Source organism: Novosphingobium resinovorum (assembly GCF_027922145.1).
Classification (GTDB): Bacteria; Pseudomonadota; Alphaproteobacteria; order Sphingomonadales; family Sphingomonadaceae; genus Novosphingobium; species Novosphingobium resinovorum.
In genome coordinates, this window is sequence record NZ_BSFC01000020.1 from 1 (window position 1) to 21,099 (window position 21,099).

The following is a 21,099-nucleotide window of genomic DNA, read 5'->3' on the forward strand; positions in this document are numbered from 1 at the left end:
TTCATATCCACCAAAACCCACGCCTCCCTGCGGGCTTCAGCGCTTTTCACAGACGACCAGCTGAAATGTCCTCCTTCTGTAGCGCGACGATTACGGAGTCCGGCGCATTGCCTCAATAGAATCGTTCCCCAAGGCGTGATCGTTGCCTCATCAAGAATGCTCCCGAGGATGTTGAGAGTGGAGCAAGAAAATGAGGAAGGTCAGCATGACGACGCGCGACGACATTATTGCAGCAACTGGCGAGCGGTATCGAAACGCTGATCGCGCGACTCGGGGGAAGATCCTCGATGTGTTCACGGCCATTACCGGCTTTCACCGTAAGCACGCGGCGCGCATCCTGCGCGCAACAGCGCGGCGTAATCGGTGCGCGCCAAGACCGGAACTGCGTCTCTACAACGACGAGATGGATAGCGCGCTGGTGACGCTGTGGGAGGCCTCTGACCGGGTCTGCGGGAAACGGTTACACGCAATGCTGCCGCTGCTTGTCGAGGCCATGGAACGCCATGGACACATGACCCTGCTGCCAGCCATCCGGGCTGGGATCCTCACCATGAGTGCGGCGACGATTGATCGCCGTCTGGCGCCGTTTCGCGAAGGGGCCAAGCGCCGGCGACGGGCACCACCTTCGGCTGCAGTGAAGGCGGCAGTCCCGGTCCGCACCTTCGCCGATTGGGGTGACCCGTTACCTGGGTTCTTTGAGGCCGACTTGGTGGCCCATTCGGGTCCGTCTGCAGATGGAAGATTTGTCCAGACCCTGACTCTCACGGACATTGCCAGCGGGTGGACCGAGACGGTGCCGATTCCGTTCCGCGAGCAAGGGCTTCTGGTGCAGGCACTGGTCAAACTGCAGCGTTCACTTCCGATGCCGATCCTTGGGCTGGATACTGACAACGACACGGTCTTCATGAACGAAAGTATTCAGGGCTGGTGTGCAATTCATCATATAACGTTCACTCGTTCTCGCCCGTATCACAAAAATGACCAGGCATGGGTAGAGCAGAAGAACGGATCGGTGGTCAGAAAGCTGGTTGGCTATCGGCGATATGAAGGGCTCGAAGCGCTCCAAATTCTTGAGAAGCTCTACACCGCATCGCGCCTGTTTGTGAACCTGCTTCAACCATCATTCAAACTGATCTCAAAGGAACGCCGTGGTGCCAAGGTAATCAAGCACTACGATAAACCGGTCACGCCCTGTCAGCGTCTCCTTGCGGATGCCCGGGTCAGCAATGCTATCAAGACACAGTTGTCGACGTTACAGGCGAGCCTGGATCCCATCGACTTGCTCGCACGCATGCGTCATTGTCAGCAGCAATTGCTCAATCTCTCACAGGAAGATCAGGTTGAGGGGGTGATCCAGCCGGATGCGCGGCTTGGAGACTTTCTGGCCAGCCTCAAAGATGCCTGGCAGTTCGGCACCGTGAAGGAATCGGCGCGTCCACTGCGTACTTGGAGGACGCGCGCGGATCCCTTCGCGGCGACGGCAAGAGAGGTGACCGCCCTGTTTGAAAACGCCATGGGGCGAACGTCTCGTGATTTGTTCGAAATGCTCTGCGCGGAGCATCCCGGCCTGTACCTTCCGGGCCAATTGAGGACTTTCGAACGACAGCGCAAACGGTGGCGAGCAGCAAAGGCCGACGCACTGATCCTCGGGGCCTCTGCAGTGGCGGCTGAATAGCGGCGCGGAGAGCGCTCCATCCATTGCCTGTTCGCGTGCCGCTTCGCTACGCTACGCAACCCTACGCAACCCTACGCAACCCGCGAACAGGCAATGGATGGAAAGATCTGGCCCACTCGGCTATGGGAACCATTCTGATGAGGCAACGATCACACCTTGGGGAACATTCCTCCGTGAGGCAACACGCCGGCCATCGTAGTTGTCGCCGCGCATCCTTCGCTGCAGCAGGCGCGGCGCGCAGGTCAGCGCCCCAGTGGAGAAGGGCCTGCCGGGGCGCCGGCATTGCGATGTCGGCGCCCCGAAGACTGCTGCCTGGGACAAGGGCTGGTACCAGCGGGATCGTAAGGCGTCGCAACCAGTTGGTTTGTTAGATTAGGCTAATCTTTCGGGGCGCTTGAGGGCTTATCAGAGCCGAGAGTAGCTGAAGACCGCGCTGCAACCGCTCTCGTGATATACTTCCGCCAATCGACACGCGTAGCGCAGTCGCACTAGGCATTGCGGGATCCACCGCAAATGCTTCGCCCGCAATGGCCGAAAGGCCGTGCTGACGCAGAGCATCCGCAATATGCCGGGTATCAAGGTCCGCAGGGACTTCTAACCAGAGATGATATCCGTATTCCGGCGCGCGAAACGAACCAGCCGGAAGATATTCGCGAGCGAGCGCCTGACGGATAGATGCCTCGGTGCGAACTTCCTCGATCAGCCTGTGAAAGGCACCGCTGTGCAGCCATTGCGTGACTATCGCAGCGTTCAAGGGAGGTGCCATGATGGCTGTTTCGTGCATATCGGCAGCAAGACGCCACGCGCCAGCGACGTCAGGAGCACGCAACCAGGCTACACGCAGGCCCGGGGTAAGCACTTTCGAGACGCTCGCAATGTACCAGGCATTTGTTGGCGCAAGGGCCGCGATCGGCACCAGCGGCTGGGCAGGCAGCAAGCCGTAAGCGTCGTCTTCGATCAACAGAAGCTGATGCTGCGTAATGACCTGTGCGATCGCCGCTCGGCGGTCGGCCGGCATGCTGACGGCAGTGGGATTATCGTTGGTGGGGACCAGGTACACACCCCGCACGGCTGCTGCGGAACATGCGCTGTCCAGTGCCTCCGGAAGCAGCCCGTTTTCGTCTGACGCCACCGCGACCAACTCGATGCCGTATCTGCGGGAAAGCGCAAGCAGGCCAGGGTAAACGTAAGGGGCTACAGCCAGTCTATCGCCGGCTCTGAGTTCCGCGCTAAAAATCGCATGGAGCGCATTCTGACCGCCAGCAGCTACCAGTACGCTGTCCTCAGAACACGGGATGCCGCGCCCTGCCAGCATATCGGCACCTGCCTTGCGCGCCGATGCGGCGCCGCCACTGCGCTGATACTGAAACGGAAGTACGCCGTGTTCGGGTGTCAGCAAGGCAGAAGCACAATCCCGAAAGGCGCTTGCAAGGGACCCGCCAAAGTCTTCAGGGGGAGCATTCATTCCCGTATCGCCGGCGTCCGGAACGCGAATGCCCGACACCACTGATGCTTTGGAGCGTACGAAGCTTCCGCGTCGACCACTCCCTTCCACAAGGCCAAGGCGCTGTGCTTCCCCGTAGGCACGGGTAATGGTCGTGAGGTCCAGCCCCAGAGTTTCCGCCAGCAGTCGTTGAGGGGGCAGGCGGTCACCCTCGCGCAGTTTCCCTGTATCGATATCACGAGCGAGCGCCTCGGCGATCGCGAGGTACTTGGGACCGCTCACCGTGGCTATATCGGGAATCCAGCTTTGCATGATGACCTTCTAAACGCCTTTGACGCTGCTTGAGCTGTCAGTCTCGGTGATAGAATGCGGGACGCCCGGCAAGGACATTCCTTGCCATTTCCCCGCCATCGTACAGCGCAAGCGATCCGGCAGAGGCCATATCGTCCCAGAACCCAGGGTCAGCATACTGACGAAGGGCGACTTCGTATCGTTCAAGTCGAACGGTCTCTGCTTTCAGCAGATCGGCGGCAGTCTTGATCTCTGGAAAATCTTCGGCCTGGCCGTTGCGGATCATGCTGGAAAGATCCGGTCGATTGATGGCATCGTAAAAGCACGAGACGAGCCGGGCCGCCAGATTGATACTCCCATGCGTTTTCGAGACCGCTGAAGAAGGCGGGTCCCCCATATCACTTCTCCTCGCTTTCTGCCCGGGCATGCAACTGCGCCCAAAGGTTCTCGGTGCCGGCTTCCTGCGCCTTGTTCACGTACTGCGACGCGACCAGCCAGCCTTTGATGTATTGCAAGGGAAGGACGCATCCGAGCGCCATCAAAGGCGCGGACGTGAAAAGATGCACCCAGAAAGGCGGCTCAAACGCGACCTGCAGCCAGACGACGAAGAATGTCAGCGGGAACGCGACAATACACAACGAGAAGAAAGCCGGGCCGTCGTCCGGCGCGGCGAAATTGTAGCTGAGCCCGCAATTTGGACACGTCGTTTGCAACTTGAGCCACTTGCGGAACATGGATGCCTTTCCGCATTCGGGGCAGAGCCCCTTCAATCCGCAGTGAAATATCCAGCGTCCTTTGCTGGCAGATGCGTCATTCGAGTCCAACATGGGACAGCACCTCGATAGGTCTAACTGATTCTCACTCCTATATATGACATGCAGTTAAACCATGCAATGACCATGCATATAGGCATACAATTTAGACGTGTAGGCACGGACAGGATCAATATGAAGCAGCGGCGCGCGGGATATCTCGAGAAGGTAGGGTAATTGCGCCGCCATATTGCATGGACTGTATCCATACAAATGTTAAATTTGCGGAGGCGCATACGCATCTCGATCGAACGCTTCAACGCTGTCTCGCAGCGCCCCGTCTCAGCCCGTAAACCTGTATCGAGACCGCACCGCGCTCTCGCTCGGCGTGAATACCCCTTGGCACTAATAGCCCCGGTGGATGGCCGGGATCGAAACTGAAGGCCAGATGCTGGGCATGATCGTCACGGCAGGGGTCAAGCAGCAATGCATGTTCGGCCTGGAGATTCGTTCCTAGCCCGGTCGCACGAACGCCCGATGCGGCCACGGGGAAGCTGTCCAGTTTCCCGGACCGCCGGGTCAGCAGCTTTGCGTGCGCGGCGACCTCGGCAAGGCCTGCAGAAACGACAAAAACCTTCTGCTTTCGCTGCCCTCTTGAGTGCTCGAGCATCTACGATGCCGCTTCTGGTCGACCTAATCGAAAGTGTCTTGCCCAAAGCCGAAGGAAACGATGGCGGTGCCGGTCGGTCGCGTTTACCCGGCACCTGTCGCCGCCATTAGCATTATCACCCGATCCTGCGGACATCAGCGCCGCGCGGCGTGTCATGACCATTATATAGTGCGCGAGGATCGTTGATCGAACATCCCGCCAATCCCGAATGACTGGCCCGTGATGCTCGTTTTGCTTCGACGGTTCAGGGCCTTCCCGACCTTGGCCGGCGATGAGCGGTGGTCCTCAATCCTCATTAATCCCTTGGACGCCGACGCCGGTGACCATGATATCACCGTGCTCATGGCCATGTGGTTGAAAAAGCTTCGTGTCTGCGGTATATGAAACTGATTGAACAGGAATGATCCAATGACACGCCTGGCGAATTCTGGATTTGTAGACCCCGATCAGCTCCTCCGGGACCGTATCATGGCGAGCGCGGAGCGCATCATCAAGTTGATGCCGGCTTCCGCCAAGGCGGCGGCCATCCGCAGCATCGATGTACCCAGTCTGGTATTCAACCTCGCGCGCGGTATCCCCGCTGTCGAAACCGATAATCCCGAGGCGGCAGAGAAGCTCACGAAAGCCATTGCCTTCAAGCGGCGCATGATCGATGCTGCAGGCGGCGCGCTGACCGCTGAGAAGGTGCGAGAGCTGCTGGAGCATAAAACGATCCAGGCCGTTTACAAGGCGGTCAAGGACCGCCGACTGCTGATGGTCGAGGACAACGGGACCAAGCTGTTCCCGGTTTTTCAGTTCGACGGCAATACGATCCTCCCAGGGGTCGCCCGCGTACTGAGTGCTGTTCCGCAGACCGGTGGTTGGGCCATCCTTCAATTCCTCGTGGCGGGAGATGAGGGGCTCGATGGCAGGAAGCCTATCGATATGCTGCGCGGCAGCGCGGCTGAAATCGATCTCGTGGTGCGTTTCGCCCAAACACTCGAAGACTGATTTGGGATGGCTGGGACAGGCAGGATGCCTGTGGCGACGATCGCCACGGGCAGGGTACTTCATCGCATTCACGGATCCGCAGTCGCGGCCAGATGGTATGGCCGCAAGGATGCGACGTGGCGCTGGGATGACCCTGATCGTAAATTTGGCGTTCTCTACCTCGGGAAGACGCTTGTCGGTCCATTTGCCGAAACGCTTTTGCGCGCGCCGGCTGAAAGAGACATCCTTTGGGAACAGATTGCGCGCAGGCGTTCCGCCAGTTTCACGGTGATGCGGCCGGTGCGTCTCGCCAAGGTTCACGGACCAGGCCTGGCGTGGTTCAGGACCACGTCGGCGGGGGTGTCTGCAGATTTCGATCCTGTAGACAATCCTGGCGCTTATGGCGTGCCGCAGCAAATCGCGGCACAAGTCTTCCATGACACCGATCTGGACGGCATTCAGTATCGATCGCGGTTCGACAGTGACGAGTTCTGCATAGCGCTCTTCGATCGTGCTGACGGCGCGATATCGTTGAGCTCCGAAGGTAACCCGATCCCCAAGGAGTGGGCGGAAAAGCTCCTTGGCAGTCGAGGTTACAACCTGATTGAGTTTTGACTGCGTCCATAACGCGACGGAGCCGTGTCCGTCGTCATGCTTTCGGCGACGGAATATGCGCGCCTTTCTCAATTCAATCACGTGCCGATGGATGTTGCTGAACTAGGCGTCGATGCGATCGAGGCCATCCGGGTTGCCGATCAAGTCCCAGGTTCATTCCGTGCGAATGGACTTCTGGAATAACCGACCTAGCCGGCTCCGCTGATATCAGCGTGGGGCTGTTGCGGTCGGGATTTCGAGAGCTTCACCCCCATTTCGGATCCGCAGGGTTTGTTCCTGCTATTTAGAGTCCTCTTTCGGGGAGGAACCCCTCCGACTTCCAGTCGGATACTGGCTTCAGCCGTAGACTCGCGTGCAAGCCTGTAACCTCGGGAAAAACGGAAGACCGCCTGAAGGGCGTAAGTCTTCCGTTTTTCCCGAGGTTACAGGCTATGCGCTACAAGAGCGGTTGTCACACGACATTCCATCATCGCTATCATCTCGTCTGGGCACCCAAGTATCGCTTCAAGGTGCTCCATGGCGACGTGCGCCTGCGGGTCCGGGAAATTATCAGGCAAGTTTGCGCCGAGATGGGCGTGACGATCATCAATGGGGCACTGTCGAAGGACCACGTGCACATGTTCGTCGAAATCCCGCCGCACGTTTCCGTCAGCGATTTCGTCCGCCGTGCCAAGGGGCGATCGTCACGGAAAATCCAGCAGGAGTTCGAGCACATCCGCAAGCGGTATTGGGGGCAACGCTTCTGGCAACGCGGCTACTTCTCGACTACCTCCGGCAACATCACCGATGACATCATCATGCGGTATCTCGAAAAGCATACCCACAAGGATGGCTTCAGCCCCGCCGCATGATCCTACCGGCGTCAGCCGGTCAGTCATTCAGAGAAGACACTATTTCCGCCAGATAGAGATGTCACCCTTGGATGCAGCAGGGTCAGTGCGTAGCCCTGCGATCCTGCGCAGCGCTGACCCTGCTGGCACACAGGTCCGGCGATATGACACCCGGACCCGCTGCCCCGCAGTGGGCCCCCTCAATGGCCGCTTTCGCGATCCACAATTGTTCGGGTGTATGGCGAGAAGGGGTGGTTAGCTCCCGTTCCCATTCTGGTCCGAGGCGCGGGTATAGCTGCCGTCCGTGGAGCATGCCGCCGAGGCAGCAACGCGCCCATTCTTGCCGTTCGAGGCGCTGTCCGAGGATCCCGAAAGCGGTCTTTCAACTTCGTTCGGAATTTGAACCAGGCGAAAAACAAGGAGCAAGCAGCCATGTTTACCCATCGCTTGCCGAAAATATCAATGGCGGCCGCAAACAGCATGGCACTGGCTGTCCCGCCGATGACTGCACCATAATTAAGAAAATCACGGCACTTTGACTGTTAGTTTGCAATATTTCACGTACGGCCCAGCGGTACTTCCTTCAGCACCTGCCTGATAAACGAGGGTGGACTCAGGCTTATGAAACACCCATGAGGCTCGGCGAGCTTGTCCAGTCCGCAGTTTGAGTTTTCGTTCCGTGAAGCCGCTTACCCGCCTCCTCCCCCGGCGCTTTCGCGTCCTCCTGCGTCGCCATGGTCCGGAAGCGCTGATCTGGCGGCGGCGTGTGGCCATTCTGGGCGGCGCGGTTCTGGTCGGGCTGGTGGCCCTGGTTTTCGCCGACATGGCGGATCGAGCCAATATGCTCTTCCAGTCGGCCTACCGCCGATGCTGGTGGCTGCCTTTCTTTATGACGCCGTTGGGCTTCGCGGGCATCGTCTGGGTGACCAACCGCATGGCACCGCTGGCGAGAGGTTCGGGCATCCCGCAGGTGATGGCCGCGACCAGAAATCCCGAAGCCGCCCTGTCGACCTTCGTGTCGGCGCGTGCGGCTATCGCCAAGTTCTTTCTGACGGCGGCGGCACTCGTCTTCGGCGCGTCGGTCGGCCGCGAGGGGCCGACGGTGCAGATCGCGGCGGCGATCATGGGGCGCATGCACCGGCTGATGCGCATTCCCATCCGCTCGTCGGTCTATATCGCAGGCGGTGCGGCCGGCGTGGCGGCGGCGTTCAACACGCCTCTGGCCGGCGTGGCCTTCGCGATCGAGGAACTGGCAGCGGCGTATGAGCAGCGCATGACGCTGCTGGTGATGGCGGCTGTCCTGATCGCAGGCATGGTGAGTCTTGGGCTGGCAGGGGATTACATCTACTTCGGGGAAATGCGTCAGACACTTCGCGTGACGCAGGCGATCATCGCTGCTCCCGTCGCCGGGATCGTCGGGGGCATTGCGGGCGGTATCTTCTCAAGGCTGATGCTGACCGCAGGCGCGACGTCCTTCGCGCCCATGGCCTGGCTCCGGGCGCGGCCGGTGACGTTCGCACTTGGATGCGGCGTGGTCGTAGCGGTGATCGGGGCCTTCACCGGGCTGACCTGGGGCACGGGCTATGAGACCGCTCACGGGATCATCGAAGGCCGCGCTGTGCCGGCATGGTTCGGTGTGGCGAAGTTCATGACGACGCTAGCGACGGCCGTCTCGGGTCTGCCGGGCGGCATCTTTGCGCCGTCGCTGTCGATCGGCGCGGGCATTGGCGACCTTCTGCGCACGGTCTTCCCGGATTACTCGCCCGGTGCCATCGTGCTGCTAGGCATGGTGGCCTATTTCACCGGCGTGGTGAGAGCTCCGCTCACTGCGGTCATCATCATCTCGGAGACGACAGCGAGCCGGGGACTGATGATGCCGCTGGTAGCCTCGGCCCTCGTGGCGGATTTCGCCGCGCAGTTCATCTGCAAGGAAAAACTCTACCATGGACTTTCGCAGCGCTTCCTGAAGGCGGCAGGCTGAGCAGGCTCAAGGCCGAGCTATCGCGCAGGCCTCCCACAGGCAGTCAGGCAAATGAGCATAGCTGCCGAGTTTGACTGACTTCCCGAATGTAGGACTGGACAAAGCCAGCGCGAAATAGCTCACGATAATCCAACGGAGTGATCGCAGATTCCGACTAGATCAAGGCTCTGGCAAGTCGGACCGGGGTTGCGGCCCCGGGTGCGGGCTGCCAAGGATAGGGCGGGTGTTCGCCATGTGGTGGGCAGGTTTCGCAGCATCGGTCGGGCCGCCGGTGCCTGACGATCTTTGCCCGGAGCTCCCGATGGTCCTCGCACGCCTCAAGTCCCCCAGCGCCCTTCGCCGTTTCCTACATGGGCAGTCCTCTGCAGGTCTTTTTCTGATGGCGATGGCCGCCATCGCGCTCGTGCTCGCCAACTCGCCCGCTGCGGCGACCTACGAAGCCCTGCTGCACAGTCATCTCGGGCCGCTCTCGATCGCGCACTGGATAAATGACGCACTAATGGCGGCGTTCTTCCTGCTCGTTGGCCTTGAGATCAAACGTGAGATGCTCGACGGCCAACTTTCCACATGGCCGCGCCGCATGCTCCCGGGCATCGCGGCCCTCGGCGGCATGGCGGTTCCGGCACTGCTGTTTTTCGCATTCAATACAGGAGAATCGGCCCGGGGTTGGGCGATTCCAGCGGCGACCGACATCGCATTCGCTCTTGGCGTAATATCATTGCTCGGCGACCGCGTGCCTGCGTCTCTGCGCGTGTTTCTGGCTGCCTTGGCGATCATCGACGATCTGGGTGCGGTGATCATCATCGCAGTATTCTACACCGCCCAAGTTTCCTGGCCCGACTTGCTTGTCGCGGTGCTGGCCGTCGCGGGTCTCATGGCGATGAATCGTCTGCGAGTTCGCCGGCTGACACCCTACTTGCTGTTGGGCGTGGTGCTATGGATCTTCGTGTTCCGCTCTGGAATCCATGCAACGCTGGCCGGTGTACTGCTTGCGTTGACCATACCCATGGACGTGACGCCAAGCCGCTCGGACGGCGATGCCACCAGCCCTCTCCATCGCCTCGAACACGCCCTGCATATCCCGGTAGGCTTTCTCATCGTTCCCCTCTTTGCATTAGCCAATGCCGGGGTGCCCTTTCTCAGCCTGCCGGTGAATGCTTTGCTCGCGCCGGTGACGCTTGGAGTCGCTGCAGGTCTGGTCCTCGGCAAGCCGATCGGCGTGTTTGGCTTGTCGCTGATGGCCACCAAGCTGGGATTGGCGGATGCTCCGGCGCATGCCAGCCGGATGCAGATGCTGGGGGTAGCCCTGCTTTGTGGGATCGGCTTCACGATGAGCCTTTTCATCGCCCTCCTGGCGTTCCCGGGCGACCCAATCCTTCAGTCCGAAGCCAAAGTCGGCATTCTCGTCGGTTCATTGATTTCCGGCATTCTGGGCTTCTTGGTGCTGCGCATCGCGAACCGTGAAGTCCCGATCAGCCATACAGCAGCGTTAGCGTAATTGCCGCACAGGCTACCACAGCCACGACCAAAGGCGCGCCCATCCGGGCATAATCGCTGAATCGGTAGCCGCCCGGCCCCATGACCAGAAGATTGTTCTGATGACCGATCGGGGTCAGAAAGTCCGATGACGCGCCGATGAGCACTGCCAGCAACGCGGCGTCTGGACTGACGTGGAGAAGGTTGGCTGCGTCGATAGCGAGCGGGCCCATGATGATCGCGGTCGCCACATTGTTGAGGAAGATGGATAGCACCAGGGTGACCGAGCACAGTGCGGCCAGAACGACGACCAGCGGCAGACCCGTCAGCATCTCACCCAGCCACTGCGCCGCGATGGCGGCTGCGCCGCTGTTCTCGAAGCTCTGCCCCACCGGGATCATGGCTGCGAGCAGGACGATCACGCTCCAGTCGATCGAGCGGTAGATTTCCTCTGACGGAAGTAGCCGCAACGCCGCGATCAGGACGGCGGCACCGGTGAAGGCCAGCGCGGGGGAGAGCCCGAGCCCGACAATGCAGGCAATCGCCGCTGCGAAAATCGCGAGAATACCGGCTGCGCGGCCGTGAGCCGTCGGGACGGGATCGTGCCGGTCGATTTCCAGGACACGGGCACTGGCGCTGAAGGCACCGAGCTCTGACTGAGGACCGCGGATATAGAGCTGGTCGCCAGCCCGTATGCGCATGTCCACCAACTGCCGCCGTTCCCTCGCCACGCGGGGGCCTACCGCGACGACCTGCAGCTGCTGCCGGCTGCGGGTTCGCACTTCGTCGTATCCAAGCCCGATGAGCGGAGAGCCGTGTGCCACCGCGACGCGGACGGTGACGGCGTCCGGCACATGGTCTGCGGGAACATCGCTGGCAAGGCCGGTCGTGGCAGCAACGGACCACTGGTTCTTGCGCGACACGACCAGAAGGCGGTCCCCCGCCTGAAAATATTCGATCCCGGCTATCGGCGCGATGTCCCGGAACGAGGCGAGCATCCGCGCTCCGGCAGCCCGAAGGCGACTACGCAGTTCCTCGGCGTCCAGACGTTCATCCAGGACCGACAACTCATACACCCGCCACGGCGGCTTTCCATCGCTGGAACTGCGCGTCCGCACCGGCAGCAAACGCCAACCCACCACGCACAGGTAGACAAGACCGACGACCGTCACCGCCACCCCGACGGGCGTCATCGTGAAGAAGCCGAAGGGCGTACCCAATCTCGCTTCCCGCACGGAAGACAGAATGAGGTTGGCCGGCGTGCCGATCAGCGTCGTCATTCCGCCCAGAATCGTTGCAAACGCGAGCGGCATCAAGGTGGCGGCCGGCGATCGCCGGGCCGTGCGCGCGATCTCGGCCGCGATCGGCATGGTGATGACCAGAGCGGCGATATTGTTCATGAAGGCCGACAACATGGCACCGACGACCAGAAGTCCGGCCATGCGCATCGCGAACGGCGCATCGACCGGGATGACGCGGTTGGCGACGAGACCCGCCGCTCCGCTAAGCTCGATGGCACGCCCGACCACAAGCACCGCTGCGACCGCCATCACGGCAGGATCGGCAAATCCGGCAAAGGCGTCAGCCGGCGCGACAAGACCCGTCATCAGACAGGCGATGAGCGCGAGGAACGCGACCAGATCATGCCGCACGCGCTCGGATACGAACAGGACTAGCGTACCCAGCAGGATCACGGCGCTGACAAGGGCCGGGCTCAAGGCTGTTCCCCGCCTCCTTCAACTTCTCTTAGGGCAAAACGGCTTCCTGCGGCCGGAGCGGGCACCGCTTCGACGCCGTTCTCACGTAGCAGTGCGGCAATGCCGATAGCCCGCCGCTGGACAAGCGTGGGAGATTGCGGCGCATCGGCTGGAAGGCCCGGAACGGCGAGGACACGCACATTCCAGCGCCTGGCGGCCCATGCCGTCACCAGAACGGCCTCCCGCGCGGGAAGGTCGAGCGCATCCTGAGACCCTGTGAAGCTGATCGACGGGTATGCCATCTGCGGCGGAGTGAGCACCACGTCCCACCCATCGGCCTGAGCAGCAGCCCGCCGTTCCAGGGTGCGGTATGTGGCAAGGGTTGCGCCGGGAAGCGGCGCGGCGCTGGCCATTGCACGATGGTGATCGCGATCAATCGTCACGCTGTCGGACGATATGCCGGCGGTCAGGGCGAGCATCTGTGAAAGGCTCGCGATGCGCTGGGTCTCGATGGCGGCGGCATCGCCTGCCTGCCGGATTTCCTCACGCTGGGCCTCGATCGCACCGGCACCCGCTTCGAGCAGAACCTGATCCAGCCGCAGCTTGATCGGCTGCCCGAGCCGTGCGGTGAGATCGTCCTGCAAAGCCTCGGTGCGCTTCATCTTGTCGCGAGGGGTGATGACCACAGCGCGAACCACTGCCGGCTGCGCATCGAAGTCAATGTCGAGCTGGGTCACACGTGCATCGGCGCCGAAGCGTTCAGATAGGAACGAGCGGGTCTGGTTGAGCGTCACAGCTTCCCCGGCGATCTGCTTGAGGGAGATGCCAAGCGGAATGGCCATTGCGACGAAGACGAACAACAGGACAAAGGTCTGCGTCCAGGTCTGCTGACTGGAGAGGTAATGCCCGAACCCGTAGAACCGCGCCATGATCATCGCCGACAAGGCGATCGTCACGAAGTTGGTGACGAACAGCGCGAAAGCGCCGCCAAGGACCGGCATATTCCAGGTCGCGAGGCCAAAGCCGACGACGGCGAGAGGGGGCATCAGGGCCGTTGCGATGGCGACGCCGACGATCGTGTCGCCACGCCCGCGAATGATCGCGAAAGTCCCGGCAAGGGCTGCGAAGAGCGCGACCGCGAGATCGAAGAGGTTTGGCCGCGTGCGCGCGATGATCTCGCTGGTCGGTGCCTGGAGCGGTGATAGCGCAACGATAAGCGCCGTGAACAGCACCGACGCGCCTGCACCGACCGCGAGCGCCGTCAGCGCCCGCCGCATCTCCTTGAAATCGAACAGGGCAAGACTGAACCCCAACCCAAGGATCGGACTCATGAGCGGAGAGATCAGCATCGCGCCGATCACCACCGCCGGGGAGGACAGCAGCAGGCCGAGGACCGCAATACCAGCCGACATCATCACCATGAACGCGTAGCGAGGTGTCCAGCCGCCATCCTCGACGATACGCGCCATCACCGCCTCGTGATCGACCCGCGCGACGATCGCACGACGCCACCAACGGTAGAGCGCGACATGCTCCAGCCTGTCATGAATGGCGCCATCAGGCGGCGTCGCTGCCGATGGAAAAACCGTCATTCCTGCCCCGTCCCCGTAACCTTCAAAATGTTGGTGGAATAAGCCCCGTCATCGCGTGCGGTTGCAGGTACCCAGCGACGAGACGACCATGCGATAATCGTTCAGCGCCTGTTCCTGCTTTGCGCTGCTGCGCGATACGTTCGAGGCTGCGGGCGGATAGGCGGGCAGGAAGCATGCCAGGCTATACCATGCCAGGCTGTCCTGCGGCGGCGGCGCTTTGGTTCCGGCAGCCACCTGTGAGAAGGACACGCCCCAACTCGGCGCCGATCCCGGTTGATGGCGCACGGTGATCGCCGCGCTGCCCCCACCTTTGGTATCGAGGAAGATTTGTGTTTGCCCTTGCCCGGCAAGATTGCCCGGTACGAACATCAGCTCCCGCACCCGGGTGACCGGTGAAGGTGCGCCGGGCACCACAAGTTCCGTCAGGATGGACCGCACACGGGCTTCCTGAACCGGCGACCACAAGACCTGCGCGGTCGGATCGACGAGCTTGATGTCACCGGTCTCGTCCGGCACGCGCCAGGCAAACAGCAGCACGTCGCGGCCGGAAAGCTCCGGACGGTCTGGCGGCAGATCGACGAGGTAACGTAGCGAAGCGCCAATGCCCTGCCGCCCGTAGATCAAGGCTTCGGTCTGCGCTTCCGCGTAGAAACGATCATGCAGTGCCGTCGGATTGCGGACCTGAGCGGGGTCGAGGCGCGATACCGTCTGAACTCGGGCCTTGATGACCATGCCGGCACGCTTCGACAACTCTACCAGGTCCGGGTAGCTCGGCGCCGCCGAAGTTTGGGCATGGGCAGGCACCACCGAAATGAGGGTTGCGACTCCGAGCGCTGCAAGTAATCTGAAGCGGAGGGCTTTGACGGAGAATTCAGGCACCGACTGGATCTTTCTGCTGGACTGCCGCTTCCGGCCGCCCCGATGAACACACATCAGAGCCATGCGTGACGAGGCCCATAAGGTCCAGACCCGTCGGCCTCTGGAAAAGGCGTAGCCCGAATTCCGGCATGATCGCGATGAGATGGTCGAAGATGTCGGCCTGAATGTCCTCGTACCTCGCCCAGACGGTCGTGGATGCGAACGCATAGATCTGCAGGGGCAAGCCATGCTCGCCGGGTTCCAGCTGCCGGACCAGCATGGTCTTGTCCTCGGCTATGGAGGGGAGACTGCGCAGATAGGCGAGGACATAAGCGCGAAAGGTTCCGATGTTGGTCAGACGGCGCGCATTGAGCCCGTCACTACCGGCGTGACGACGGTTCCACGCCGATATCCTGCCCTGCCGATCATCAAGATAGGCGCGAAACACCGCAAAACGCGACAGTTGCCCGATATCCGCATCGCCAAGGAAACGCACGCTGTTCTGGTCGATCATCAACGAACGCATGATCCGCCTGCCGCCCGATTCCGACATCCCGCGCCAGTTGCGGAAGCTGTCCGTGATCAGGCGGTGCGTGGGTATGGTGGTGATGGTCTTGTCGAAGTTCTGCACTTTCACGGTATGCAGGGCGATGTCGATGACGTCACCGTTGGCATCGAGTTTGGGCATCTCGATCCAGTCCCCCACCCGTATCATGTCGTTCGACGTGATCTGGACGGATGCCACCAGCGACAGGATCGTATCCTTGAACACCAGCATGAGCACCGCCGCCATCGCGCCCAGACCCGAAAGCAGCAGCAAGGGAGACTGATCCATGAGCGCCGCGATCACCAGGATCGCGGTTGCGCCATAGACGAGCAGCTTGGCCACCTGGACATAGCCCTTGATCGGCCGGTTGCCGGCTTCCGGGCGACGCTGGTACTGCTCGTTGGCCAGCGTCAGAACGCCCGTCAGCGACAGCGCGAGACTGACGATGATGATGGCTGCACAAATACTGTGGACGAGGCTGGGCAGTGCCATCGGCAGCCCCGACACAGTGCCGATACCGCCCTGTACAATCAGGGCGGGCAGGATGTTCGAAAGGCGCGAGACGATCGCACCGATGCGGTCCGCGCCGACCTCAAACGGGGTGCGCCTGATCAGCCGCATCATTGCGTTCAGGACGATCCGCCTGGCTATCCAGTTGGCGAGCCACGCTGAACCCGCAAGCACGACAATCCCGAGCACTGTGCGCGCCCATGGTTCTTGCGCCCACGCCCCCGCAAATCGGGCAAGGGCGGTACTGGCATCGATCGGCAAAGAAAATCCCCCAAAGTTGTTGTCAGGCGGCCCGCAGCGGCTGTCGGGCGGTTTCGTCGGTGAATCGCAATGCCGCGAGGCCCACCACGCAGGCGGCGATCATCACGTAGGCGGGCATCAGCGGATCGCCGGTCCGGTCTATCAGCCAGGCGTTGACCGCAGGTGCAGTCCCGCCGAACAGCGAGGTCGACAGGTTGTAGGCTATTGCAAAGCCCGCAAAGCGCACGGGCGTCGGGAAGAAGGCTGGGAACGTTGCCGAGATCGTCGCAAGTTGCGGGACGTAGAGCATTCCCAGAAGAGCATAGCCGATGACCGCACTCACCGGGCCTGCATCCATCACATGATAAAGCGGGATCACCGCCAGCATGAGCCCGATCAGCGAGGCCATCCACATGGGCTTCCTGCCGATCCGGTCGGAGAGTGCCCCCGTGAAAGGCAAGAGTACCATCATGAACAGCATCCCCGCCAGCGGCACTGCCAGCGCGGCGTCGGTAGAAAGGCCGAGCCGCCGCTCGAAGTACGTCGGCATGTAGCTCAGCAGCGTATAGTTCACGACGTTGAGCGCGATGACGAGACCGCCCATGGCCGGCAGCGGGCGACGGTGGCGGGTCAGCAGTTCGCGTAAGGGAGATCCGGCGCCGCGATGCGCCTGTTGCTCCACCTCCCGGAAAAGCGGGGTCTCTTCCATGCGCGAACGCAAGTAGACGCCCACGAGACCAAGCGGCCCGGCCAGCAGAAACGGCAGACGCCAAGCCCACTCGCGCATCGCTGTGTCACCCAACACCAGCGAGAACCCGAGCATAAGCATTGCGCCTGCACAGAAGCCTGCCAGCGTGCCGACTTCGAGAAAGCTGCCGTAGAAGCCGCGCTTCGCATCGGGCGCATATTCAGCCATGAAGATCGCCGCGCCGCCGTACTCGCCGCCCGTCGAAAATCCCTGCACCATGCGCAGGATCACCAGCAATGCGGGAGCCCATATGCCGATCGCCGCGTATGACGGGATGAGGCCGACCAGAACCGTCGCGCCCGCCATCATTACGATCGTCACCCCCAGCACCGCCTTGCGCCCGTAGCGATCTCCCAATGGTCCCCAGAAGAACCCTCCGAGCGGACGGATCAGGAACGAGATCGCGAACGTCGCCAGCGCGAACAGCGTCGCCTCCCCCGTGTCCCCGGGGAAAAGCGCTGCGGAGATATACGTCACGCCATATGCGTAGATGCCGTAGTCGAACCATTCGGTGGCGTTGCCGATAGCTGAGGCGGCAATTGCGCGGTGCAGGACGGAGGGCGGGGTAGGTTCGGTCATGAAGATGTGCTTTCGTCGGCAGCGTCAGGCGTGGCCGACATTTCGATTGAAAGGGGCGTGGTTCGTGGCAGAACGACGTAGGTTTCCTGAAGATGGGTCGGCACCGGCTCGGAACGGGCCTGCCGCCACAAGCCGAAGGCGAGCGCCGTGCCTGCGCAGGCTGCGACGAACAGGAACAGTCCCGAAGTTCCCAGAAAAGTCATCGCGATAGCCGCCATCGAAGGCCCTATCGCGGCGCCGAGCGAGTAGAGAAGCACCAGCCCCCCACTGGCCGCTATCCGCTGATCCGAGGTCAAGTGATCGTTGGTGTGAGCGACACACAAAGGGTACAAAGCGAAACTCAAGCCGCCAAACAAGGCACCGAACGCCATCAGCGGCGCGGTGCCGCTGGTCAGCGCGATCGCGAGGCTGGCAATGAGCGTTCCGGCAAAACCCATCACGATCACCTTGCGCCGGTCCATGCGGTCCGACAGGCGACCCAGAGGCCACTGCAGCGCGACGCCGCCCATGATGACCACGCTCATGAACAGGGCCGTCGCAGACAGGTCCAGCCCGGATCGCCGCGCATAGACCGCGCCCATCGCGTAGAACGCTCCGAGCATCACGCCCGTCAGAAGCGCGCCGACAATGCCAAGAGGAGAGACCACATAGAGTTCGCGGAAACGCAGTGACGCGCCTTCACTCGGCGCGGGGGCGGCAATGCGGGTCAGCACAACAGGTACGGCGGCAAGCGAGATCAGGATCGAGCCCGCCAGCAGCGGCAGGGTCGAGCCGCCACCGCCGAGGTTCAGCGTGAACTGCCCGATCGCCTGCCCGCCGTAGAGCGCAATCATGTAACCCGCGAGGACGCTGCCTCGTCCGGCTCCTTCGGCCCGCTCGCCCAGCCAGCTTTCGAGGCAGACGTAGATACCTGCAAGGCACAGGCCGTCGGCAAAGCGCAGCGCGCCCCATAACAGCACATCGCGGTGGATCGCGTAGGCCAGCGTACTGGCGCTCAGAACCGCGACGAAAGCGGCGAAGGCGCGGATATGGCCGATCCGGCGCAGCAATGCGGGTGCGCGCAGCGATCCGGCGACCAGCCCTGCAAAATAGGCGGTGCCGACCAGCCCGATGGCCAGCGTGCCACTTCCCGCGCGCTCGAGACGCACGCTGACGAGCGTGTTCATGAACCCGCCGCCCGCCATCAGGATGAAGATGGCCAGCAGCAGGCTGCGCACGGGAAGGATGGCGTTCAGCATCGACGAAGTGGAACCGGGCGTCAGGCCGCCGCGCGTTCCTGCGCCGTCGTCGCGCCTTCGACGAGCACCCTGTGCAGCACACGCACGGCCGGGTCGAAGTCCTCGACGCCGACGATGAACTGCACGTCCACGTTGCGGATCTGGTGCTGCATCGCGATCATGCCGATGCCCGCTTCCGCCAGCGCCATGAGCGCGCGCGGGACGAGACCCGGCTCGCCCAGATCGCTGCCGATCACCGAGACCATCGCCACCGGCTGCACCGTCACCGCCGCGCCCGGCCACTTCGCCTCGATGTCCGCCACGATCGCAGCCATCTGCGCGGTGTCGGTGCCCGACAGGTAGTGGGTGATGGTGTTGGCGTTGGAACTCTTGCTGACGATCCAGGCGCCGTGCCGGGTCAGGGTGTCGAGGATCGCGGCGTCGTAGCCTTTCTCCCCCACCATGTCCTGCTCGAACACCTGCAACGCCTGGACCGAAGACAGGCCGGTAACGATCTCCACCCGCGGCGCTTCGGAAACGTAGTCGCCACAGATCAGCGTGCCGCCGTCGTGCCGGTCGAAGGTGTTGCGCACGCGCAGCGGAATTTTCGACTGGCGCAGGCCGCGCCCTGCACGCGGATGGATTGCCTCCATGCCCAGATTGGCAAGCTGGTCCGCCACGTCGTAGTTGGTCCGCCCGATCTTGCGCGCCACCGTCTCGCCGACAAGGCGCGGGTCGGCGCTGGAAAGGTGGAACTCCTTGTGGATGATCGCCTCGCGCGCCTGCGTCAGCACGGCGATGCGCGAGAACGTCATCTCCGAATAGCCGCGCGCATAGCGGCGCACCATGCCGCCCTCGCAACCGGCATAGCCGGTGACGATGGGCATCTTCGTGGCAAGGTCGATCGGCGCCAGCGCCTCCTCGATCCGCGCGTCGAGGCTGCGCATGTCCTCGTGGTTCCACAAGGTCAGGTCGACGAAGACCGCGTTCACGCCCCGGTCGCGCAGCATCAGCGCGGTCGAGTGCGCCGAATGCGCCTCGCCCAGACCCGCCAGCATCTCGCGCACGGTGGTCATCTGCTCCTTCAGGCAGAAGCGGCCGTGTGCGCGCAGCCGGTCGAGATCGTCGAGGCAGGTTTCCAGCGCGGCGACGCGCCTTGCAACGAAGGCGTCGGCCTCCTCGCGGCTTTCGGCGCGCGCAAACATCTCGGCATTGCGCGCCCACATCGCGCCCATCACGTCAGCCAGCGCCGAGCGCCAGGCGCCGGGCACTTCGTTGCGGATGAAGTGGGCGTGGACGCCGGGCCGGCCCGACTTCTTGTGCTCCAGCAGCAGGTCGGTCATCCCGGCATAGGCCGAGACGACGAAGATGCGGTTGTAGAGGTCCGCGCCCTCGCGCCCGGCGATCAGGACGTTGTCGAACACGGTCGAGGTGGCAGCCATCGAAGTGCCGCCGATCTTTTCTACGGAATGCGCTCCGTTCATGCAGGTACTCCTTCGAGGCTGCCCGAAACGGGCGTCACCGGCTTCACATCGCGCGCGGCGATGAAATCCGGGCGCGGGGTGGCAGCGGCGAACGGTGCCTCCAGCCGGTTGCTCACCGCGTTGTAGACGAGGAAGGCATTGGCGCGCGGGAACGGGGTGATGTTGCCGTTGGAACCATGCATCGTGTTACAGTCGAACACGATCACCGTGCCCGGCTTGCCGGTGGGCGCGACGATGCCCTGCCGGTGAGCCAGTTCGGCCAACGTGTCCTCGTCGGGCACGCCGTATTCCTGCTTACGCAAGGACGCCCTGTAATGATCGACCGGTGTTTCGCCGACGCAGGCGATGAAGACGTGCTGCGATCCGGGGATCACCATCAGCGGGCCGTTGTTAGGCGTGTTTTCCGCCAGCAGCACCGACATCGACAGCGCGCGCATGCGCGGCATGCCATCCTCGGCGTGCCAGGTCTCGAAGTCGGAGTGCCAGTAGAACGCCTTGCCCTTGAACCCCGGCTTGTAGTTGAGGCGGGACTGGTGGACGTAGACCTCGTCGTCCAGCAGATAACAGGCGACACCCGCAAGCCGTTCGTCGGCGGCAAGGCGGGCCATCGTGTGGCTCTGACCGTGGATCTCGAAGATCGAGCGGATCTCGCGGCTGCCCGGTTCGGCAACCACCGTCTCGTCCTTCAGGCCCTCGGGATCACCGAGCAGGCGCCCGGTTTCTGCCTGGAGCGCGGTCATCTCCGCTTCGGAGAACACGTCCTCCAGCACAAGATAGCCGTCGCGGTCGAACTGGGCGATCTGCTCTGCGGTCAACGGCGCGCCCGGCTGCCAGGCGCGGCGGGCGACAGGTTCGCTGCGCGGGAACAGCTGGGGTTCGGCCGCGCTGCGGGTGGGATAGTGGTCGTGCATCGTGTGCCCTCTT

The 21,099-nt window shown here is 62.4% G+C and carries 18 protein-coding genes; 7 read left to right on the forward strand and 11 right to left on the reverse strand.

Annotated features, from left to right (window positions below; all coding sequences use genetic code 11):
* Window positions 1–190 precede the first annotated feature (190 nt).
* Entirely contained in the window at window positions 191–1,675 is a 1,485-nt protein-coding gene (locus PKE80_RS12365; RefSeq protein ID WP_271182713.1) for a DDE-type integrase/transposase/recombinase, read from the forward strand.
* Window positions 1,676–2,042: 367 nt separating this feature from the next.
* Here PKE80_RS12365 and PKE80_RS12370 read toward each other — a convergent pair whose 3' ends face one another.
* Genes PKE80_RS12370 through PKE80_RS12380 form a run of 3 tightly spaced genes read right to left on the reverse strand, consistent with a single transcriptional unit; the run spans window position 2,043 to window position 4,237 of the window.
* On the reverse strand, window positions 2,043–3,431 hold the full coding sequence (locus tag PKE80_RS12370) for an aminotransferase-like domain-containing protein (RefSeq protein WP_271182714.1): 1,389 nt from the start codon (window positions 3,429–3,431) through the stop codon (window positions 2,043–2,045).
* A 37-nt stretch (window positions 3,432–3,468) separates the two neighbouring features.
* Window positions 3,469–3,807, reverse strand: a complete 339-nt coding sequence (locus tag PKE80_RS12375) for a hypothetical protein (protein WP_271182715.1) — start codon at window positions 3,805–3,807, stop codon at window positions 3,469–3,471.
* A gap of 1 nt (window position 3,808) precedes the next feature.
* Window positions 3,809–4,237: a DUF983 domain-containing protein gene (locus PKE80_RS12380; protein ID WP_069710080.1), complete on the reverse strand. Its 429-nt coding sequence runs from the start codon at window positions 4,235–4,237 to the stop codon at window positions 3,809–3,811.
* 1,003 nt (window positions 4,238–5,240) lie between these two features.
* Here PKE80_RS12380 and PKE80_RS12385 point away from each other — a divergent pair.
* From PKE80_RS12385 to nhaA, 6 genes are all read left to right on the forward strand, one after another.
* Window positions 5,241–5,822 (forward strand): hypothetical protein, encoded by a 582-nt coding sequence (locus tag PKE80_RS12385; RefSeq protein WP_008833393.1) that lies wholly within the window; start codon window positions 5,241–5,243, stop codon window positions 5,820–5,822.
* Between the two features lie 24 nt (window positions 5,823–5,846).
* Window positions 5,847–6,416: an RES family NAD+ phosphorylase gene (locus PKE80_RS12390; protein ID WP_271182716.1), complete on the forward strand. Its 570-nt coding sequence runs from the start codon at window positions 5,847–5,849 to the stop codon at window positions 6,414–6,416.
* 24 nt (window positions 6,417–6,440) lie between these two features.
* Window positions 6,441–6,599: a hypothetical protein gene (locus PKE80_RS12395; protein ID WP_271182717.1), complete on the forward strand. Its 159-nt coding sequence runs from the start codon at window positions 6,441–6,443 to the stop codon at window positions 6,597–6,599.
* 248 nt (window positions 6,600–6,847) lie between these two features.
* Window positions 6,848–7,267, forward strand: coding sequence for an IS200/IS605 family transposase (gene tnpA / locus PKE80_RS12400; protein WP_036530815.1), 420 nt, complete (start codon window positions 6,848–6,850; stop codon window positions 7,265–7,267).
* A 643-nt stretch (window positions 7,268–7,910) separates the two neighbouring features.
* On the forward strand, window positions 7,911–9,227 hold the full coding sequence (locus PKE80_RS12405; RefSeq protein ID WP_271182718.1) for a chloride channel protein: 1,317 nt from the start codon (window positions 7,911–7,913) through the stop codon (window positions 9,225–9,227).
* 301 nt (window positions 9,228–9,528) lie between these two features.
* Window positions 9,529–10,725 (forward strand): Na+/H+ antiporter NhaA, encoded by a 1,197-nt coding sequence (gene nhaA / locus PKE80_RS12410; protein ID WP_271182719.1) that lies wholly within the window; start codon window positions 9,529–9,531, stop codon window positions 10,723–10,725.
* On the opposite strand, the gene PKE80_RS12415 is transcribed toward nhaA, so the two are convergent.
* From PKE80_RS12415 to thpD, 8 genes are read right to left on the reverse strand one after another with little or no spacing between them, the layout of a single operon-like run.
* Window positions 10,700–12,421: an SLC13 family permease gene (locus PKE80_RS12415; RefSeq protein WP_271182720.1), complete on the reverse strand. Its 1,722-nt coding sequence runs from the start codon at window positions 12,419–12,421 to the stop codon at window positions 10,700–10,702. The genes nhaA and PKE80_RS12415 overlap by 26 nt on opposite strands.
* Window positions 12,418–13,992 (reverse strand): DUF389 domain-containing protein, encoded by a 1,575-nt coding sequence (locus tag PKE80_RS12420; RefSeq protein ID WP_271182721.1) that lies wholly within the window; start codon window positions 13,990–13,992, stop codon window positions 12,418–12,420. Before PKE80_RS12420 ends, PKE80_RS12415 begins: the two co-directional genes overlap by 4 nt.
* Before the next feature lie 48 nt (window positions 13,993–14,040).
* Window positions 14,041–14,871, reverse strand: a complete 831-nt coding sequence (locus PKE80_RS12425) for a hypothetical protein (protein ID WP_271182722.1) — start codon at window positions 14,869–14,871, stop codon at window positions 14,041–14,043.
* Window positions 14,864–16,168, reverse strand: a complete 1,305-nt coding sequence (locus PKE80_RS12430; RefSeq protein WP_271182723.1) for a mechanosensitive ion channel family protein — start codon at window positions 16,166–16,168, stop codon at window positions 14,864–14,866. Before PKE80_RS12430 ends, PKE80_RS12425 begins: the two co-directional genes overlap by 8 nt.
* Window positions 16,169–16,190: 22 nt before the next feature.
* Window positions 16,191–17,474 (reverse strand): MFS transporter, encoded by a 1,284-nt coding sequence (locus PKE80_RS12435; protein ID WP_271182724.1) that lies wholly within the window; start codon window positions 17,472–17,474, stop codon window positions 16,191–16,193.
* Window positions 17,471–18,712, reverse strand: a complete 1,242-nt coding sequence (locus PKE80_RS12440; protein ID WP_271182725.1) for an MFS transporter — start codon at window positions 18,710–18,712, stop codon at window positions 17,471–17,473. The genes PKE80_RS12435 and PKE80_RS12440 overlap by 4 nt, the downstream gene beginning before the upstream one ends.
* 20 nt (window positions 18,713–18,732) lie before the next feature.
* Complete coding sequence (locus PKE80_RS12445; RefSeq protein ID WP_271182726.1) at window positions 18,733–20,175, reverse strand: aspartate kinase; 1,443 nt, start codon at window positions 20,173–20,175, stop codon at window positions 18,733–18,735.
* Window positions 20,172–21,086, reverse strand: coding sequence for an ectoine hydroxylase (thpD, locus tag PKE80_RS12450; protein WP_271182727.1), 915 nt, complete (start codon window positions 21,084–21,086; stop codon window positions 20,172–20,174). The genes PKE80_RS12445 and thpD overlap by 4 nt, the downstream gene beginning before the upstream one ends.
* Window positions 21,087–21,099 lie beyond the last annotated feature (13 nt).

What these genes read in the sequence shown, in the direction of transcription:
- PKE80_RS12440 (WP_271182725.1), bottom strand. Translation starts at nt 18,712, where the DNA reads ATGCTGAACGCCATCCTTCCCGTGCGCAGCCTGCTGCTGGCCATCTTC.
- PKE80_RS12445 (WP_271182726.1), bottom strand. Translation starts at nt 20,175, where the DNA reads ATGAACGGAGCGCATTCCGTAGAAAAGATCGGCGGCACTTCGATGGCT.
- thpD (WP_271182727.1), bottom strand. Translation starts at nt 21,086, where the DNA reads ATGCACGACCACTATCCCACCCGCAGCGCGGCCGAACCCCAGCTGTTC.
- PKE80_RS12420 (WP_271182721.1), bottom strand. Translation starts at nt 13,992, where the DNA reads ATGACGGTTTTTCCATCGGCAGCGACGCCGCCTGATGGCGCCATTCAT.
- PKE80_RS12390 (WP_271182716.1), top strand. Translation starts at nt 5,847, where the DNA reads ATGCCTGTGGCGACGATCGCCACGGGCAGGGTACTTCATCGCATTCAC.
- nhaA (WP_271182719.1), top strand. Translation starts at nt 9,529, where the DNA reads ATGGTCCTCGCACGCCTCAAGTCCCCCAGCGCCCTTCGCCGTTTCCTA.
- PKE80_RS12385 (WP_008833393.1), top strand. Translation starts at nt 5,241, where the DNA reads ATGACACGCCTGGCGAATTCTGGATTTGTAGACCCCGATCAGCTCCTC.
- PKE80_RS12375 (WP_271182715.1), bottom strand. Translation starts at nt 3,807, where the DNA reads ATGGGGGACCCGCCTTCTTCAGCGGTCTCGAAAACGCATGGGAGTATC.
- PKE80_RS12380 (WP_069710080.1), bottom strand. Translation starts at nt 4,237, where the DNA reads ATGTTGGACTCGAATGACGCATCTGCCAGCAAAGGACGCTGGATATTT.
- PKE80_RS12365 (WP_271182713.1), top strand. Translation starts at nt 191, where the DNA reads ATGAGGAAGGTCAGCATGACGACGCGCGACGACATTATTGCAGCAACT.
- PKE80_RS12370 (WP_271182714.1), bottom strand. Translation starts at nt 3,431, where the DNA reads ATGCAAAGCTGGATTCCCGATATAGCCACGGTGAGCGGTCCCAAGTAC.
- PKE80_RS12435 (WP_271182724.1), bottom strand. Translation starts at nt 17,474, where the DNA reads ATGACCGAACCTACCCCGCCCTCCGTCCTGCACCGCGCAATTGCCGCC.
- tnpA (WP_036530815.1), top strand. Translation starts at nt 6,848, where the DNA reads ATGCGCTACAAGAGCGGTTGTCACACGACATTCCATCATCGCTATCAT.